The organism is Mycoplasma pogonae, assembly GCF_054170725.1.
This window is the reverse complement of record NZ_JBSWZS010000013.1, coordinates 1-16919: the sequence shown is the minus strand read 5'-3', so window position 1 is coordinate 16919 and position 16919 is coordinate 1. Positions and strand designations below refer to the sequence as shown.

1 protein-coding gene is annotated in these 16919 nt (G+C 28.4%); it reads right to left on the bottom strand.

From position 1 onward, the window contains the following. Positions 1–434: 434 nt before the first annotated feature. A complete protein-coding gene (locus ACW95P_RS04255; RefSeq protein WP_457962010.1) occupies positions 435–16025 on the bottom strand; it encodes a hypothetical protein in 15591 nt (5196 codons plus the stop codon). Positions 16026–16919 lie beyond the last annotated feature (894 nt).

Below are 16919 nucleotides of genomic sequence, written 5' to 3'. Positions count from 1 at the left end.
TCCTTTTGTTTATTTAATTACTTATTTTTAAAAATCTTAAAACCACACAACTATTTAATTGTGTTATGTAGTTTTGTTTGTAAACTGTTTAAAATTTGTTTTGTTATTTTGCTATTACTTAAAATTGTCAAAATGTAATATTTTTTAATTTTTTGAGAAAAACAATTTTTCTTAAAAAGAGTAGGTAATAGCTTCCTTTATTCTAATATAAAAAACAAAAAATTTAATAAATATTTTTTATTTAAATTTAAATTAATTTTTGATTCATAAAAAATTAATTTAAAAAAAGAAAATTAAATTTTTAAAATCTGCTGCATTAATGTATTTTTCAATCATTTTAGTATAAAAAAATAACACTTAGTTTTTATAACAAAAACACAAGTGTTATTCTGTTTTTTGCCACTAAAAAATAGTTTGCTTAAAAATTTTAATAACTATCTTTTCTTTTTCATTTTAGCTCAAAGAGCAGCTAATGAAACTGGAATTAATCCCAAAAGCGATAATAATCATCACAATTTATTAGTTGATTGTGATTCAGAATTTTGATTATCAACCAGCTCATCTTTTGGTAAGTTGATTGGACGTGTTCAATCTTGTTCCAATATTTTTTTCAATTCGGTAATTTCTGCTTTGTATTTCGTAGCACCTAAGGTTTCAAGTTTGACAATTTTTGCTAAAACTTGACTTACTCTTGTAATAATATCTTCAACTTCTAAAAGAATGATATTTAGCTGTTCTTTTCAATTACTTTCATTTGGATTAACAGCATAAATTTTTGCTTTTAGTGATTCTTTAGTAGCTTGTGATAAATGTTTATATTTTGCATCATCATCGATCATATTAATTAATTTATCTTTAAATTTATTGACTTCAATATTTCCATCTAAATCTGCAGTAGCTTGTTTAATTTTAGCAATCGCTTCATTAATTTTATCCTCATTAACTCCGGCTTTAAAGCGATTTACAATATTGTCATCGGGATTGGTGATTGGTTTTGCAATTACCTCATTTAAAGCATTCACAAATTTTTGATCTTGTTCAACACCATTTGTAGCTGCTGTGTAGGTTGGTGTCTGTCTTACTGATAAGTAGTTGTCAATTACTTCTCTTAAATCATTAAAGTAGTTATTGATATCTAAAATATTATCAACTACTTTTTGAATATTTTCAATATTTTCTTCTTTAGATTTATCTAAATCAACAACCTCAGCAATCTTGTCTTTAGCTTGTGTTTTGGCATCATCAGAGAGATTTGGTAACTTATCAATAAAATCATTTTGTTTTTTGATTTCGTCATTAATTGCTTTAATGTCATCAACATATTTATTTAAATCATCTAATGAAGTAGTTGGGATGTCAATTTTAGCTTTTTCACGATCTGCTAGTGACAAGTTAGTAAACCCATCAATTGTTTTTTGAGCATTATCTAGATTTGCCTTACCATCTAATTCATTAATAACTTTATCACTATTAACCTGAGCTTTATCTAATTTATCTTTAATAGAGGTATCAATTAAATTACTATTTTTTAAATCCGTTAGCTCTTTTAAGGCTTCATCAAATTGTTGTTTTTTATCATCGCTAGCTAATTTATAATCATCACTAACTTTAGCATCATTTAATTTTTTAATTTCTTCTTCAATTGTTTTTAAAGTATTTAATGCTTCATCAGCTTTGTCACTAATATCTTTTACATCTTTTTTCGAAGTAGCATTATTAACTTCTTCTTTAATTGCATTCTTAGTTGCTTCATTTAATGGATCTAATGTATTACCTGGATTGGTTTTATCAACTAATTTGTTTTTTGCTTTTTGTAATTCAGTATCACCATCTAAATTATTTAGTGCTTTTTCAATGTCTTTAATTGCTTGATCTAAATCTGTCGTTGTTGTTCCAGCTTTTACTTTACCTTGTAACTCAGTTGTAGCACTTGGTATGGTTGGCGAATCTAAAACATTGTTAGTTGCAGCTGTAACTGCTTCATCTTGTTCAGCTTTATTTTCATCAGTTGCATCTTTATATTTGGCACTATCCATTGCATCTTTGTATTTATTATATGTCTCTTTCAAATCATTAAATTTATCATTTAAATCTTTTGCTTTTTGAGTCACTTCATCGAGCTTTTTAGCAATCTCAGCAGTTGAATTATTAGCATCAATTGCTTTGGCCTGATCTTTTAAAGCTGTTTTAGCAGCATCAGAAAGATTTGGTTGTACATCAATTGCTTGAATTGTGTCATCTAATTTTTGTGCAATTTCTTTTGCTTTATTAACTTCATCAGTTAATTTTGAATTGCTTCCATTTCCTGAAGCGGCAATTGTATCTAAATTATTTTTAATATCATTTTTAACTTCGTCTGGTAAATTAGTTAGTTTGTCAATTTCTTCTTTAGCTTTTGCTAAATTAGTATTACCATCAAGAGCTGTTTTAGCTGCATCAGCAGCACTCATTGCTGTATTTGATGTAGTTTTATTATCCGGATCAAGAAGATTTTTATTTAGTTCTTCTTTTAACTTTGTAATTGCATTATCATAAGCTGTTTTTTCAGCATCAGAAGCTAATTTGTAATTTGGATTATCTTTAAAATCTTCTAATTCTTTAACTTTATTAGTTAGCTCATTATGTGTGTCAAGAGCTTCTTTAGCTTTTTGATCAATGTCATTGACTTCAGCTTTAGTGTCGGTATTGGCATTATCGATTTCATCTAAAATAGCTTCTTTAGTTGTGTCATTTAATTTATTGTAAATTCCATCTGGGTTATTAATTTTGTCTTTTAAGGCTTCTTTAACATCATCAACTTGCTTGGTGCCATCTAATGAATTGACTGCATCTTTAATTTTAGCAATTGCATTTTCAACATTATCCAGTGTTGTGCCAGCTTTTAAGGTTTCATTATTAATTAATTTAAATTCATTTATAAAATTAGTATAAGTTTTATCTTTTAAAACAGATTCTAGTGCTTCTTGAACTTTTTGATTTTGTAAAGTTTGATTTGCTGGGTCAGCTTCTAAATATTTTGGAGTTTCCATAGCTGCTTTGTATTTTTCTGCCGCCTCAGCAAGCTCAGCAAATTTAGCTTCAAGCTCTTTGGCATCATCTACATGTTTTTTAATTGTTGCTGTAATTGTATTCTGGTCAGCATCGACATTAATATTAGCAGCCTTTGTCTTAAATTGATCTTGCAATTCTGGTGATAAATAGTTTAATTTTGCAATTTCAGTATTGGCATTAGCAATTGCGGTATTTGCTGCGCTAAACTTAGTAATCAAGTCATCTAAGGCGGCTTTGTTATTAATTTCTGATAAATTATTAGCTTGAGACTTTATCGCTGTCCTTTGCGGTGTTGCAGGGATATTTGTCATGCCCTCAATATCTCTAAGAGCTTTTTCTAAATTGCTATCACCATCTAAAGCGGTATTTGCATTTTTAGTGGGGTCTAAAATAACATCAACTTCATCAGATGTTTTATCATATAAATTATCATTAGCTAAAGTATTCTCTAATGCAGTAAGTTTTGAATCAAAATCAGCTTGTTTAGTTGGATCAGCTAATTTGTAATTTGCTGATTCTTTTGCAGTTTTTAAATCGTTAATTACTTGTTGTAATTTGTTTTGATCTAATACAGCTTGATTAGCTTTGTCTTCAATTTCTTTTAATTTTTCAAGTGTTTGTGCTTTATTAGCTTCAGCGATAATTGCATTTTTTGTTGCTTGATTCAAAGTACTTAAAGCGGCATCGCTAGTTAGTTTATCTATTAATTCTTTAATTTTTGCAGCTAAAACTTGCTCACCATTTAATTTGTTTAATTCATCTTCAATTGCTGTAATTGCTTTCTGAATATCTTCGGCATTTGCTTTTTTTAGTTTAGCACCACTAATATCATAGTTTTTAACTAATTCACCACTTGGTAAATTATCAAGCACATTTCCAAGTGAGCTTTTTATAACTTGATCAATTGCGTTGACATCATTTGTTAAATCATGTTTTACAGTGCCGATTGTGTCGGTGTATTCTTTTAATTTTGTTTGTAATTGATCAAATTGATTGTTTACTTCTATTAATTTATTAACAATTTCGTCACTTTTTGTTTTTACTTCATCACTTGCAAGGTCTTTAATGTCGATTTTGTTAATGTCATCTTTTGCTTTATTTATAACAGTATCATTTAAATGATTTAAATTCGCAATTTTATTTTTAGAAATTTTAACTTCTTCATCAATTGTTTTAAAATTCTCTACAGCTACATCCAAATCTGCCTTTGAAGTTGGATTACCTACTGTATTATTTGCTGAATTTGCAATTTCATCTAATTTAGCTTTCGCTTGATTTTTTTGATCATCACTTAAGTTAAGTAAATCATCAATTTCTTTTTTAGCAGCTTGTAGGTTTGCATTACCATTTAAAGTTACATTTTTAGCTGCCTTAATATTTTCACTAGCCTTATCTACATTAGCACTATCAAATAAATCTTTAGTTAAATCTTCATTTAATTTTGCTAATGCTTCATCTAAATTATTTTTATTTGCTTCATCAGCTAATTTGTAATCTGAAGTAGCTTTTTTAGCTGTTAAATCAGTAATTTGTGCTTTAACTTTTTCAAGTATGTCTTTGGCATTATCGATGCGATCTTTAATTTGATTTAAATCATCTAAATCCGATTTGGAATCAATTTCTTCTTTTAAATTATTTTTAATAGTATCAGGAAGATCGCTTAATGGCGGATTTTTCAATAAATTTTTTAATTCATCTTTTTTATTTTTTAAAACAACTTGATCACCGTCAAGAGCTGCTTTAGCAGCTTTAATATCTTCAACTGCTTTATTAATCTTTGTCAAATCAATTCCAGCTGCTAGTTTTAAACTATCAACTTTATAATCTTTTGCTAGTCTTGCTGGTTTTGTTAATTTTGGATCAACAAGTGTATTTAGGGCTGCAAATACTGCAGCATTCTGAACTTCTTGATTAGTTGCATGATCATAAGCATTAGTTCCGATTGCACTTTGATAATCAACAAAAGCAGCATTAACTTTTGAATACTCAGCATTTAATTTTTGAGCTGTTGTTTTTACTGCATTTACCAGTACTTTAAAAGCATCTAAATCTTGATCGGCATTATCTAAATAAGGGGCTGCAATTTTATCAATTTGTTCATTAAATTCATGTGATAAATCAACTGAAATGTGATTTAGTGCAGCAATCTCTTTTTTAATTTCAGTAACAAAATCAGTTTTTTGTTGTTGTAAAACAGTTTCACCATCAAGCGCTTGTAAAGCTTTTTCAATACTATCAATTGCTGTTTGAACTTGAACTTCTGTGTTAGCTGAAAGTTTATAAGTGGAAATATCAGTTGATTTGTCTAGTGTTGTAGAAGTGGCAAAGTCTTTTAAAACAGATGCTAAAGCATCAATAACAACTTTATCTTCTTCTGTGGCATTAGTTGCTTGAGTATATCTAGCTTTATTTAATACAGCTTGATAAGCTTGTAATGCTGTTTGTAAATCATTAAATTTAGCATTAACATTTTGTGCTTCTTTAACTTTAATTTCAATTGCATTTTCAATTACTGTTTTGTCAGCATCAACATCAATGTTTGCAAGCTCAGCTTTAAAGTGTTGTTCTACTTCAGAAGCTAAATGTTTTTGATTAGATATTTCAGCTTTTTTAGTGACTAATAATGTGTTGATGTCACTAAATGTGGTTACCAATTCATCTAATTTAGTTTTAGAATTAATTTGAGTTAAATCATTAATTTTATTTTCAATTAATGTTCTTTTTGAATCAGCAATTTCACTTAATTTACTAATTTCAGTAAGTGCATAAGTTTTATTTGTATCACCATTTAATTTGTTAAATGCTTGATTAATTTTAGCAATTGCATCAGAAACTTCGCTAGATTCTGAAGCAGTTAATTTGTAACTATCAATGTCTATACCTTTTGTTAAGGTTGTCGCATCGAAGTTTTCTAATACAGCATTAAGTTGTTCAGTTACTTCTTGATCTGCTGCAGACGGATTATCAGCTAGCACATGTTTTACTTCACCAATTTGGTTAGTGTAATTTTGAAGTGCTGTTTTTAATTGGTTAAATGTATCGTTTATTGCTTTAACTTTATCAACAATTAGCTTGCTTGTAGTTTCAACTCCTGAAGCTGTTGCATCTGTAACATCAATTTCACCTAATTTTATAACTGCATTAGTTTGGGTTGTTGTTACTAAGTGGGTAAGATCTTGAATTGCAGTTTTTGCTTCGCCTAATTTTGTATTGATTGTTTCAAATTCATTAACAGCTGTGTCTAAAGCGGCTTTTGAATTAATTTCTGACTCATTATTTAATTTAGTAAGAGCTTGTGTTTTTTGAGCGTCACTTAAATTAGCTAATTTTTTAACTTTTTCTTCTGCTTCAGTTAAATTAGTTTCACCATTTAATTTTGCAAGCGCTGCCTCGATTACTTTAGTTGCATTAGCTAAATCATCTTTATTATTAGTTGCTAATTTTGCATTATTAAGATTTATAGAATTAGTTAAACTAGTATCTGAAAAACTATCTATAACTCCTTTAAGTGCAGCAAGCACCTCTTGATCTATCGCATCTTTGTTATCAGCTAAATTGTGTTGATTTGTTCCGATTGTATCGGTGTATTTTTTTAAAGCTGCTTTTAATTTATCCAATTCTGCTTTTAATTCATTTTGTTTGGCAAGTACTTTATCAATTTCACTTTGAGCTTGATCAGTTGAAAGACTAGTGATATCGATTGCGCCCAATTCTGCTTCAACTGCTTGTTTAGCTGTTTCCGTTAAATGATTCATTTCACTAACTGTAGTTTTTGCTACACCAAATTTTGTATTAATACCTTTTAATGTTTCATCAACTGCATCTAAGGTTGCTTTGCTATTAACATTTGTGCGATCTTCTAATTTTTTAATTGCTTCAGCTTTTTGAGTAGCACTTAAATTAGTTAAGTGATCAACTTTATTTTTTGAAGCCACTAAATTAGCTCCTCCGTTTAACATATTGCTATTTGCTGCAGCGACTGCATTATTAGCTTCTGTTAATTTTGTAGCATCAAACAAATCATTAGTTAAATGATTTTTTAGGCTTTGAATTAAATCATCAAATTCTTTTTGTTTTACATCATCAGCTAATTTGTAATTATCGCTATCTTTAACAGTTTCAAGTTCAGCAACTTTTTTGTTAATTTTTTCGATTCCGTTTGTAGCATCTTCAAGTCTTTTTTGAATTGGATTTAAATCAGTTAATTCAACAGCATTATCGATTTCTGTTTTAATTGCATTTCTAAAAGCTTCTTGTAATGTGGTTAATGGTGAAGCATTAACTAAAGCAATTAATTTTGCTTTTTCATCATTCAATGCATGAGCTTTAGTTGTAATTGGATTTACTTTTGCTGCAAAAGCAGTTTCATCTTCAGTTTCATCTTTTGTATCTAGTTCAGTTAATTCATTTTTAAATTGATCTATCAATGTTTTTGATAAATTAGAAAGTTTTTCAATTTCTTTTTTTGCAGTATCAACTAAGGCAATTTTTTTGTTTTCTAAAATAGTTTCACCATTTAAAGCAGATTTTGCGGCCGCAATCGCCTCTATAGCTTTGGTGATTTTATCTGAAGTAGTTCCGGCTTTCATTTTAAAATCAGCAATTGTATAACTATTATCAAATGGTTCTGGTTTTGTAACTGGAGTTTGAAGTATTTCATTAAGTGCATCAAATAATGCTTTATCTTGAGCATCAGCATTATTTGCTTCTGTGTATTGCACCTTATCTAAAACGGCTAAATAATCTTTTAAAGCTTGATCAACTTTATTATATTCATTATTTAGAGTTTCAGCTGTTGTTTTAATTTTAGCTACTTCTGATGCGAAAGTATCTTTATCTTGTGTTTTATCATTTCTTGGTAAAGCATCAATTTTATCAGTGAATTCTTTTGCCAATTCTGGTGATAAATGAGCTAAATTACCAATTGCAGTTTTAGCATTATCAGCAAGCTGAGTTTTTTCTCTTTCTAAAACAGTTTCGCCATCAAGCGAATTAATTGCAGTTTCAATTGCATTAATTGCTTCAGTAATTTTTGCAATATCATTAACACTTAATTTTTCATCATTAATAGTGCTTGTATTTGTTAATGTTGTAAGCTGTGATGTTTCTAAAATGCTATTAACTGCGGTCATAACGGCGGTATCTTGAGTAGCTTTATTAGTAGCTAAATCATGTTTGGCCTTACCAATAATATCAGTGTAGTCTTTTAATTTTGCAACCAATTCATTAAATTTATCATTTAGCTTTGTTGCTTGAGTAACAATTGCAGAATTATTTGCATTAATTGTAGTTTTATCTTGTGTAGGGTCAATATTTTCTAATTTCCCATTAAAATGATTTTGTACATTCGGAGCTAAATGGGTCAATCCTGATATTGTTGTTTTTTTGGTTCCAATATCACTATTAATCTCTTGATAATCACTTACTAATTCATCTAATTTATCTTTGGTATTAATTTTTGATAAATCATCCATTTGAGTTTTGATATCAATACGTTTGGATGAATTGATGTTAGTTAATTTATCAATTTCATTTTTAGCTTCAATTTTATTATTATTACCATTTAAAGCTTTTTTAGCATCTTGAGCAGGTTTTGATAAATCATCAATTTCATCTGAAGTTTTATCATAAATATTTTCATTAGCTAATTTCGCTTCTAATTCTGTTAATTTTGTATCAAAATCACTTGCTTTGTCTGTTGAAGCTAATTTGTAATCTGCTGTATTTTTAACAGGTTGCAAATCTGCTATAGCTTTTTCAAGTGTAGCTTTATTTTCTAATGCTTTATTAGCTTTATCTTTTACTTCATTTAGTGCAACTGCAGTTTTTGCAGCTTCGGCAGCTTTTCTAATTGCTTGTTTTGTTGCTTCATTTAATTTTTGTAAATTTTCATCAGTATCTAATGTAGCAACAAAGGCATTAATTCTATCTTCTAAGACCTTATCACCATTTAATTTATCAAAAGCTTCAGTGATTGCAGTAATTGCGGTCTCTACATCTGCAGCATTAGCTACTTTTAATTTGTTATAACTAATATCAAAAGCTTTGGTTAAATCTGTTGAAGTTACACCATCTAAAACTGATTTTAACGCACTTAAAACATCCTGATTTAATTTATCCTTATCATCAGCAAGGTCATGTTTAGTTTCGCCAATTGTATTAGTGTATTGAGCTAGTGCTTCTTTAAGTTTAGCAAATTTATCATTTAGTGCAGTAGCTTTGTCTACGATTGCAGCAATTGCTTTTTGAGCCTCCTCAGTTGAAAGGTTAGTAATATCAATTGCTTCTAAGGAAGTTACAGTTGCTGCTTTATTTGTTTCATTAACATGAGTTAAGTTAGTAATAGTGTTTTTAGCTGTTCCTAATGCATCATTAATAGCACTCAGTGTTGCATCAGTTGCATCAAGCGTTGTTTTATTAGTCACTTGTGATCGATCCATTAATTTGGTTTTTGATTGAGCTTTTTGAGAAGTTGATAAATTATTTAGAGCATTAATTTTAGCTTTTGAAGTAGATAAGTTTGTATCACCATTTAATTCCGGAATTGCTGTAGCCAATTTTTCATTTGCTTTAGCAACTTCTGCTGCATCAAAAATATCTTTTTTAAAAAGCTCATCAATTTCTGTGCTGAAATTATCAAATGCTTGTTTTTTATCATTATCGGCTAGTTGGTAATTATCAGTTGCTTTAATTGTGTTTAATTCAGCGCCTTTTTGATTAATTTTAGCAATTAGATCAGTGGCTGCATCAATTTTAACTTTAATTGGATCTAGCCCATCTAAATTAGTTTGACTTTCAATATCTTTTTTAATTGTATCAATAAATGTTGTATCAATAACATCTTTAAATGGTACATTATCAAGTTTTGCATTTAATTCTCGTTTAAATTCATCAAGTGCAACTTCATCACCATTTAATGCTACTTTGGCTGCTGTGATTTTTGCTACAGCTTTGTCGATTGTGGTTGCGGTTGTACCTAATTTCATTTTTGGAACTGCAATTACATAATCTTTAGTTAAATCACTAGGTTTTGTAACACTCGGTTCCAAAACTTCATTTAATGCTGCAAATACTGCATTATTTTGCTCATCTTGATTAGTTGCTTTGGTATATTTAGTTTGCTCAAATGTATTTAAATAGTCTTGTAAAGCATTAGCTAATTTATCATAATCAGTATTTAAGCTATCAGCTTCGGTTTTTAAAGCATCAATTAATGGCTTGAAGTCAGCAAGCGATTGAGTTGCATTATTAACATTAGCTGTAACAAGTGCACTAATTCGATTACCAAATTCAGCTCCTAAATCATTTGAAAAATGTGGTAAAACTTTAATTTTATTTTTAATCTCATTAGCATAATCGGTTTTTTGTTTTTTAAGAACATTTTCACCGTCAAGCACTTTTAATGAATTGTCAATTACAGTAATTGCCTCATCAACTTTAGTACCATCAGTTACCCTCAAAGTTTTACTATTAATATTTGTTGTGGCAGTCAATGTCAAAATATTTGGAGTTTCTAAAACCTTAGCAAGTTCAGCTATAACTTTATTATCTTCAGCAACCTTATTAGTTGCTAAATTATGCTTTGGTGTGCCAATTACATCTGTATATTCTTTTAATTTAGCTTTTAAATCTGTAAATTTAGCATTTAAATCTTTAGCACTAGCAAGATCTTTAGCAAGTTTTGTATCAATTTGAGTTTTATTTAAACTAGGGTCAATATTTGATAATTGATCTTTAAAATGTTTTTGAACCTCAGATGATAAATGCAATAAACCACCTACTTCAACTTGTTTTGTTGCAATATCGTTATTTACTGCAGTAAATATAGTAACTAAATCATCTAATTTAATTTTATTATCTATTTGATCTAAATTTTTAGCTTTTGCAACAATCCTTGCTTTTTGTGTAGTTGCAATATTTGTTAAGTCACTTAATTTTTTAAGAGCAGCTTCTAAATTTTTGTCTCCATCTAAAGCTGTTTTTGCCGCTTCAGCCGCTTCTGATATTTTAGCTATCTCATCAGCTGTTTTATCATAAATATTATCATTAGCTAATTTGGTTTGCAATTCAGTTAATTGGGTATCAAAAGCAGCCTTTTTACTTTGTTCAGCTAATTTATAATTAGCTTTTTCTTTTTCAGCAATTAAATCAGAAATTGCTTTTTCAATTTTTGATTTATTTTCAAGTGTTGTTTCTACTTTTGCTTTTACTTTATCTAATTCAGCTTCCGTTGTAGCTGAATTAGCTGCAACCGTAACCGCAGCTTTAGTTGCGGCATTTAAAGCATCTAATTTTGTGTCTTTTAAAAATTCTGTAATTTTTGCTCTTAAGACTTCATCACCATTTAGTTTTTTAAACGCATTTTCAATTTCTTCAATTGCAGTGGTAACGGCGGTTGCATTAGCTGCAGAAAAAGTTAAATTTTCAATATTTGTATCTTTAGCTAATGTAGTTGGTGGATTATTTAGCACAGTTGCAAGTGCAGCAAGTACTTTTTGATCTAATTTATTTTTATCATCAGCAAGATCATGTTTGGTTTGACCGATTGTTGCAGTATATTTTCCCAATTTAGTTTTTAAATCATCAAATTTATTATTTAAAGCTGTTAATGGATTAATAATTGCATCAACACTTGCTTGTGTAGTTGTTAGAACAAGATCACTAATATTAATTTGCTCTAGTTGTTTTTTAGCTGCATCTTTAGCTGTTTGGCTTATATGTTTTAAATTTTGAACTTTAGTTTTGGCGGTTTTTAAAGCTGTATTAATTGTTGTGACATTAGCTATTGCATCATCAAGTTTTTTCTTAGTGTCAACTTTAGTTAAATCTTTAATTTTTTGTATTGCTTGGTTTTTTTGATCGTTACTTAAAGCATCAAGTCCATTAACGCTTCTTTCAGCAGTTGCTAGATTAGCATCTCCATCTAAATCAATATTATCAAATGTTTTTAGTGTTTCTTTTGCTTGATTTAATTTTGCATTTTCAAATAAATCTTGATTTAGCAGTCTTTCGATATTGTTTTTAATTGTATTAAAACTTGATTGTTTGTCATCGCTAGCTAATTTATAATTTGGTGATGCCAGCATATCTGTAAGCTTGGTAATTTTATCATTGATTTCTTTTACAATTGGATTTGCATTATTAATTTTTGTTTCTATCGGTGCAAACTGATCTAATGATATTTTTGTATTAATCTCATTTTTTAGATTGTCAATTATGAGTGAAGCCATATTACTAAATGGTTTTGCATCTAATTTAGCTTTCAATTCAGCTTTTTTAGCTACAACATCACCATTTAAAGCAATAATTGCATTTTGAATTTTTGTTATTGAATTATTTATCGGTTCTGAGCTAATTACTGAAAATACACCATCAGTAATTGTTGTTGTAGAAGAAATTGTTTCAATTCTAGGAGATTGTAAAACACTTTGAAGTGCTTCTTTTACTTTTGTGTCAGAATCAACTTTAGTAGTAGCACTATCATGTTGAACTGTACCAATTTTATCAGTATATTCTTTTAATTTTGCAGCTAACTGATTAAACTTCTGGTCAAAATTTTTAGCATTAACTAAATCAGAACCAGACATAATCATAGTTCTTAGTTGAGATTCATCTTTTTGCCCTAGTGAGTAATTCTTAATTCTATTAATAACATTAGTTTTGTGAGTTGAATTTAAATGGGATAAGTTATTGATTTCTCCTATGGCTTGACCTAAAATACCATTAGCTTTACTAAATAAACTAACTAATGCATCAAATTTAGCTTTTGTATCAACACGTGAATCATTTGAAGCTAAAATATTTTTTGTATCAGTTTTTTGGCTAGTTCCATAATTTACATAACCATCAATTGTTGCTTGAGCAGCTCTTAAATTAGCATCCCCATTTAGCATGTCAGTATTTGCGTTTATAGCTAATCTATAAATTGCATCATCATCATAAGTGTTTTGATTTTCTTTTGCTTTTAATGAAGCAAGTAAATTATCGAATTGTTGTCTTTTTTCATCATCGGATAAGCGATAATTTGCTGTTAATTTAGCAGCTTCAAATTGAGTTATTTTTTTGGATAACTCAGTTGCTTTATTCATTTTGGCTTCAATTTCTCTTAGTTTGTTGCTTAATGTTCCACCATTTGGAGTATTTATTGCATCAATTGCCGATATAATAGCATTTTTAGTTATTTCGTTCAAAACATTAAAAGGAGCGCTATTTAATTTATTTTTTACATTATTTTTTAAATTGGTTTGAACTTCAATACCATTTAATGTTGATTCTTGTAACTGGATTTTCCGTTTTGCTGCATTTATTTTTTCAACTGTCATGTCATCTTTCATTGTTAAATGATTAATGTCATAATTTGAACGAAACGGTCAAGGTTCTCATATAAATGAACTAATAACTTCTTTTAATGCATTATAAACATTTTGGGCATTAGAATCTCGATTACTTGCTGAATCAAAATTAATTGTACCTACAAGATTTTTAAAATGATCAAAAGTCTTTACATATTCTAGTCATGCATCTTGAATCGCTTTAGCTCTATTCCCTGCTTGAGTGATTTTGTCAATTATATCTGTAACCGCTTCATCATTAGCACTAAAATTTTTGAATTCATCAAAATACTGATTTTTTAAATTATTAGAAAAATTATAACCACTAATTTTAACTTTTTCAGCACCAATTTTTTCATTAATTACTTTAAAATCATCCTTAATTTTGATTGCAGAAGCTTGTGTTCCAATGGCTGCTATTTTATTTTTAATAATTGTTCGATTTTCTTCAGTTATATTATTGAAACCATTAACATCAGCATCTAGTGAGTTTTTTATTTCATTACCATTTAATTCATTTTTAGTAGTTATAGCTGCAGCAACTAAATTATTAAAAGTAGAAACCGGAGCTTCTAAAATGTTTGCAGTTTTTGATGCTTCAATTTTTAATGCATCTAAATTATTATCAAAATTAGTGCGTTTATCATTGTCAGCTAAACGATAATCAACGTTTGTTTTATAAGCTTCTAAATTTGCAATTTCATCTTTCAATGTTTTAAATGCATTTGCGATTGCTGTAGCTTTTGTATCAAGTGAATCTAATTCAGAAACTCTATGAGCTCCATTAATTTTTGCTTCAATTGCTTCTTTTGTTTTTTGATTTAAAGCACTTAAAGGTGAAGTTTTTAATTTCTCTTTTAGTTGGTTTTTTCTAACTTCTAAACCATTTAATTTAGTTTTAGCTTGTGCTTCATTAGCAGTAAATTTTGTTAAATCATCAATTGAATCTGCAAATAAATTAGTATTTAATTTATTTTTTAAATTTTGGAGTGCTAAATCATATTCATTTTTATTAGTTGCTAATAAATATTCGCCATTTTTTTTGTAATCTTCCATATCTGCAATAACAGATTTTAAATACTTTACTTCATTAACTAAACCATTAGCTTTAGCCTCTATATCAGAAAGTTCTGAAGAATTTTTTACACCATTAATTTTAGATTTTATATCATTTTTAGTTAAAAGATTTAAAGTATTTAATGGTTCTTTATTTAATTTATCTATTAAAGCTTGTTTTTTTCTTTGAAATTCTTCCACACCATTTAAAGCGGTTTTAGCTTGATTTATTTTTTGTATTGCGTTTTCAACATCTCTTAAATTTCCGGTAAATTTTAATTTGAAATACTGTAAATCATATGACTTATTCAAAAGATTATCTACTGTTTTTGCAATTGAACCATCTGGTTGCGTGGGATCTTCTAAAATAGATGCTAAAGCTTGAAAAACTTTTGTATCTTCTGTTAATTTATTGCTAGCTTCATCATATTTTATTGTTCCAATAGTATTTTGGTAATTTTTAAAGACTTCTACAACACTATTGAATTGATTATCTTTTTCTCTAGCATTTGCAACTATTTTTTCTAAATCTTCGCTATATTTTGCATTTGTTTTACTTAAATTTACAGGTCTTTTACCACTAGAATTTAATAAATCGATAATCTTTTGTTTATAACCGTTGGTTAAGTGTGGCAATTTATTAACATCTTGAATTTTGCTTTCTAGAGTTCTTAAATTTTCATTAGAATTTACTAAGCCATCTAAGTTATTTCAAGCATTAATAATTTTTTGTTTTTCAGATTCGATGTCAGGTGTCATGATATTTGCTTTTACAGCATTTTCAATTGCATTATCAAAATCTTCTTTTAATCTTGGTGTTGCATTTTGATATTTAGATTCATTTTTTTTAATTTTATACTCATTAATAAAATCGATATAACCTTCAAATTTTTTTGTCGCTTCAACGATCAATGATTTTCATTCATTAACTTTTGCTAAATAGTCATCATTTATATTATTTCTTTCCCCCATTTCATTTTCTCGCATATTTCTTAAATTAACTATTATTCAATTATTAAAATAAGCTTTCATAGCGTGTGTTAAAACTTTTTTTGAAGCAACTTCTTTAAGAAGAATATTTTCAAAACCATCAAGGGCATTTCATTTTTGATAAAGTTCTTCCCCTAATTTTTTTATTTGAACAAAATCAATTACATTGTATTCTGGATTGGATAAAGCATTTTCAGCATCTTTTAGCGCTTTATCAAAAATAGGTCTAACAAATTCTTCTGACTGAGAGTAATGAGAATAATATTTACCACTAGTGTTATCTCTTAATTTTTTCATAGCTATATAGCGCTGATAAAGCTCAGCCATATCAGATTCCACTTGGCGAATATCATTTTTTCCAAAAGCATGGGCATTGCCATTAGCAAACGCTTCTTTTTGACCGGGGGTTAAATTTTTGATATTGTTAACAGGATTTTCAATTCAACCCATAATACTTTCGCCATCATACCAGTCATTAGGTCCATTACCCACCCCTGAAATAGCAATACTTGATGCTATTAATGGAATGGTTGATAAAACAAATAAACTAGTTTTTCTTAAATTTTGTAATTTGAAATTATTATTTGTTTTTTTCATAAAAACCTTCTTTCAAAAAGCCTAGTGTAATTTATTTTTATTAATTAAAAATTTAATTAATAAATTGGTAATGCTAATTTTGAATTGATGCTTAATGTAATTTAGGCTTTAATTTATAAATTTATTTAAAATCTTTTTTTTAATAAAAAAAATTATTTTGACTTGTTTTTTTATGGTATTTCAAACTTTTTTGATTATTTCAAAAAAATAAAAAATAACTAATAAATAAGATTTATCTCCCGCCTCATGGTTATTAATTATTTATATTTTAATATATATATATATATATATATATATAGATGATACTAATTCGATGATAAAGTTAGGAAAAAGTGCAAATAATAAGTAAATTTAAACGATATTAACTCTATTGTTGCATTTTTTTCGTTTGGGGGTCTGGTTTTTTAGTGCATCAGACAATAGAAATCAGTTAATATAGTTTCCGCCTTTTGCTCTTCATTTATTTTAATGGGGGGTAAGGGGGGTTGTGAAACAACATAGGAGAGACCCCCACCCCACCGCCGCGGCAAAGCACGCTTGGGCGGATGGGGTTGGGTGGTCTCTCCTTAATATATATTAATTAATAAATTAATTAATATGGGAGACCACCCGGTCTCCTTTTTTTGTTTTATTCCATTTCATTTATGAAATGGTTTCAATGTTTATAAACACAACATGCTTGACCTCGGGTAATCAAAACCCAGAGGTCAAGCATATTGATAGATTAATAACAATTCAATATTTTTAAATGAAATGGAATGTCGGATTAGGGAGAAAATTCATTAGTATCATATATACAAAAGGTACTAAAATAGTACAAAACAGGGATGAATTAGCAATTGTTAAAATACATTGCCAAAAAGGGGGGTACCCCCAGAAAAAAAAATTGCCCTT